This is a genomic window from Candidatus Clostridium helianthi, assembly GCF_045310795.1.
GTDB lineage: Bacteria > Bacillota > Clostridia > Clostridiales > Clostridiaceae > Clostridium > Clostridium helianthi.
Map to the genome: position 1 here is coordinate 1 of NZ_JBJIAB010000093.1, position 2,393 is coordinate 2,393.

A 2,393-nucleotide genomic window follows, 5' to 3' on the forward strand; every position below is an offset into this window, starting at 1 on the left:
GATACAACCTGCTGCTTAGAACCTTCAGCGATATTTTCATAGCTTTTCGGAATCAAAATATTTATGATTTCGGTAAGGTATACGCATAAGTATAGATTATAGTTGAGTTATCTATAGGCATAAAAATAAACTAATAAATATGCACCTAAAATATTGCATATTATATTAGTTTATTATCTTATACTATTTATATCTCTTAAACTTCAATAAAATTTATAGTTCCTTTATGTACCACACATCACAAGCGTAATGTTCAGTTTCAACTAAAGGTTTTTCTAATCTAAGAAATCCATTCTTTTCGTAAAATCTCTTAGCCGCCTCCATATTATCAAAAGTTTCTAAATAACATTTTTTATAATGTTCTCTCGCAAATTCTAAAGAAAGATTCAGCAATTTCTTTGCGATACCTGAGCCTCTTGCTTCTTTTAAAGAATACATTTTTTGTAATTCACATACATCTTCAGTTCCTAACAATGGCCCTATCCCACAGCCTGCTACTATCTTGCCGTTTTCTTCAACTACCCAATATTTAGATTTTTCACCTCTATATACTTGGTAAAAACATCCTAAGTTAGGATCAGACCAGGCACAACCTGGTTTATCAGCCCCAAATTCTATCAAACAAGTTCTTATTAAAGATTCCACTTGTTCATTATCTTTTTCCTGTATTTCTCTTATTATCATAAAGCTTTCCCCCACTACTAAAGTACTAGTTTAATTTTTATATAATAGGATACAATAAAATTACTTATTTATCAATATTAATTAAGAATGTTCCATTTAATATAACAATTAAAATAAAAATGCTCCTGAAACTTTCATATTATCTATAATATTCTCCATATCAAAAGAAAAACTGTTCTTCATTCCCTCTATATTACTCCCCTCTATAAAATTCTAGTGCATTAAGTATTTTATCTGCTGCTTTATTATATTTTTTTATTCTTTCATGATCCTTTTGAGAAGGATTTTCGATTCTTGATAGATTCATATTGTCTTTTAAATCAGCTAGCTTTATCTCGCATGCCAACCTATTAGTAACTATTCTTTCTATAAACTCATCATATGTTTCATTATGCCGTCTTGTTAAAGCATCCAGTGCAGATAGTATTTCTTCTGAAAAGCCTTCATTTTTTAAATAATCTATTGTAATATCAGTATCTTCTATTACATCATGAAGCACTGCACATATCATTTCTTCTTGACTTGTCCTTGAAAGCATTAATCTAAGAGGATGAAGAATATATGGTTTACCACCTTTATCCACCTGACCTTCATGAGCTTTTGCTGCTATACGTATAGCTTTTTCTAACATATCCCCACATCCTTTTACTAGTCAAATTATATTTTATTCTACATTCACTGCAAAAAACTGCTATAAAATTAATATCCAAAGCAGTTTTTTTATACTGTAATAATCTATAGAAAGTTGTATTCGCCTTTAAATTAGAATATCATTTCATAATATCTCTTTACACTTGCTTCTAATTCTAGTAAATCTAAATTTCTTCCAACTCTTATGCTTTCCTTGCCTTCTATATAAAGTAGAAATATTGGTACAGAGAATACATTATATTTTGCTGCTAAATCTAAATGCTTTTCTGCATTTACTTCTCCACTCTTAATTTCAGGAAATCTTTTTAAAATATCTTCAATCTTAGTTTTAATGACTTCACACGCCCCGCAAGCTCCTCCTGTAAAATATATCGCACTCATTCCTTTGTCTTTTATTAAATCTAATAGTTCCTTATCATTATTCAAATTGTCCAACTTAATTTACCTCACTATATTGCTCTTCTATCATCATATTTAATGTCATAACTTTATCCTCACCTAATATTTGATTCGCAGCATTATATAAATATTTATCTTCTGTTACTAATATAAGACTATCATCTGAATGGCACGCATATAAAAGTAACAAATCATTCTGTGATAATTTATTTATACTATTTAAATATATATTACCACTTTTAGAATACTTTATATTTAATTTTGATGAAAATTCTTCGAGATTACTCTTATTTATTTCTATAATTGAAAATAGCAATTTACAGAATCTTTCTGATAGTACTTGTTGACCTTTGTATTGTTTCCTTTCCTTGACAACAAGCTCTTCACTCACTTCTTTTAAAATTATTATTTTCTCATCTTCTATGAGTTTATTAATAATCGAAGGATACTGTTTCCAGAGTCCTATTACAACATTAGTATCTAATAAATACTTGTTCATAATTATCCCTCCCGCAATTGCTATATTATTATCCGTAATCTGTTTATATATTTATTATACTCCGTATTATTTTTTTATTAATTTAGGTTGTTGAGTAAACAAAATTTGTAAAAAATAAATAAGCCATTCCTTTGTGATATAATAATTTCGCTAAAAACCA

The 2,393-nt window shown here is 28.2% G+C and carries 4 protein-coding genes; all 4 read right to left on the bottom strand.

Going from position 1 to position 2,393, the window contains the following annotated elements; genetic code table 11:
- Positions 1-213 precede the first annotated feature (213 nt).
- Positions 214-684 carry a GNAT family N-acetyltransferase gene (locus tag ACJDTP_RS27265; protein WP_406762989.1) on the bottom strand — a complete coding sequence of 157 codons (471 nt, stop codon included), beginning with the start codon at positions 682-684 and terminating at the stop codon, positions 214-216.
- 193 nt (positions 685-877) lie between these two features.
- On the bottom strand, positions 878-1,315 hold the full coding sequence (locus tag ACJDTP_RS27270; RefSeq protein WP_271813446.1) for a GTP pyrophosphokinase: 438 nt from the start codon (positions 1,313-1,315) through the stop codon (positions 878-880).
- A gap of 131 nt (positions 1,316-1,446) precedes the next feature.
- Positions 1,447-1,770, bottom strand: a complete 324-nt coding sequence (locus ACJDTP_RS27275; protein WP_171771903.1) for a thioredoxin family protein — start codon at positions 1,768-1,770, stop codon at positions 1,447-1,449.
- A 1-nt stretch (position 1,771) separates the two neighbouring features.
- Entirely contained in the window at positions 1,772-2,233 is a 462-nt protein-coding gene (locus ACJDTP_RS27280) for a PIN domain-containing protein (RefSeq protein WP_171771904.1), read from the bottom strand.
- Between the last annotated feature and the right edge of the window lie 160 nt (positions 2,234-2,393).